General features: G+C 61.8%; 2 protein-coding genes. Both read right to left on the bottom strand.

Annotation, left to right across the window (positions count from 1 at the left end; translation table 11 throughout):
• Positions 1–45: 45 nt before the first annotated feature.
• Positions 46–738 (bottom strand): recombinase family protein, encoded by a 693-nt coding sequence (locus AX735_RS15590; RefSeq protein ID WP_030540873.1) that lies wholly within the window; start codon positions 736–738, stop codon positions 46–48.
• On the bottom strand, positions 728–1,370 hold a 643-nt coding region (locus AX735_RS15585), incomplete at its 5' end, for a sigma factor-like helix-turn-helix DNA-binding protein (RefSeq protein WP_066282208.1). The genes AX735_RS15590 and AX735_RS15585, both read right to left, overlap by 11 nt.

Genomic DNA, 1,370 nt, shown 5'->3' with positions numbered 1-1,370 from the left:
GCCGGTGGCAGCTGCCACCGGCGCGAAGCCGAACAGAAAGGGCAATCAGCGTTTCCGCTCACGGTGATTTCGCTGAGGGCTGGGTTCTTGCACCTGGGCGGCGCGATGCGCCGCCCATACTCGCTTGACTGTGCTGCGGTCGCAATCGGCCAGCTCTGCCGTTTTGGCAATGCTCTTGCCCGCCTCGCGCAATGCCACAATGCGGGCGTGCGTTGCCCGATCGCCTTTGCGCCCTCCGCTGCGACCTGCGGCTTTTGCCAAGGCGATACCCTGGCGCTGTCGCTCGCGGCGATCGGTGTAATCGTCGTGGGCCATCTGTAAGGCGATCTTCAAGAGCATCGCCTGAACAGATTCGAGCACGATGCGGGCGATGCCATCGGCATCGGCCGCGAGGTCGGACAGGTCCACGACGCCGGGAATGGCAAGTCGCGCGCCTCGCGCACGAATTGTCTCAACCAGCTGCTCAGCCTCGGTCAAGGGGAGACGACTTATCCGGTCGATCTTCTCCGCGATCACTACTTCGCCGGGTTGAAGATCGGCAATCATTCGCAAAAGCTCGGGGCGGTCGGCGCGGGCACCCGATGCCTTCTCTCGATAGACCGCCGCGACATAGTAGCCTGCGGCCTTTGCTTCGCCCACGATCGCGTCTTGGCGACGCAAATCCTGCGCGTCGGTGCTGACGCGCAGATAGACGCGGGCAATCTGTGGGGCAGGGGAAGGAACGTTCTCAGTCAGCAAGGTCAGGCCCCTCGGGCGGCGATGAGCGAAGCTTGGCAATGCCTGCGTCCGCTTGTGCGATTTCAATTCCGCACTGGCGCGCTCTTGCGCGCAATCGCTCAAGCTCAGAATTGCGGGGGAGAAACATGCGAATGACCCGGTTCCGTCCTTCTAGCGCGATTATGCGCTGCGCAAGATAAGCCGCCTCATCATTCAAGGCCTGGTGCTGTTCCTCCGCCTTGCGTAGCTGGCGCTCCCACGCTCGCTTTCGAGCTTTCGCGCGCCGCCTTTCATCGCGGTGTCGAGCATCAATCCTTTTTTGGTCCTGCTCTCTGGCCGCTGCTTCGGCCGCGCTAGCGGCAACTTCCTCTTCCCGCGCCCTATCAGCATTTCGCTTCGCAATGAGCGCATCGAGCACGGCCGCGTCCGTGCCGAGATTGTTCATCACCCATCGCATCCGTCTGTAGGCCTTTGCTTCGATCTGTCCGATCGAACCAGGCGAAAGCCCCACCACACTTGCCACTGTTCGCTGCGTTTGCGCTTCCCCCTCGGGACCACCAATCCTTAGGCGCACAATTTGCTCTTCTCGCGGTTCGAGAGTTGCTAGCAGTTTGTCCATAATGTGAGGATCGTTGATCCGCTCGATCGCGCTG

The sequence above is a fragment of the Blastomonas sp. CCH1-A6 genome (assembly GCF_001556365.1).
GTDB classification, from domain to species: Bacteria; Pseudomonadota; Alphaproteobacteria; order Sphingomonadales; family Sphingomonadaceae; genus Blastomonas; species Blastomonas ursincola.
Note: the sequence above shows the minus strand (reverse complement) of the source record. Positions and strands in the feature narration are given on the sequence as shown.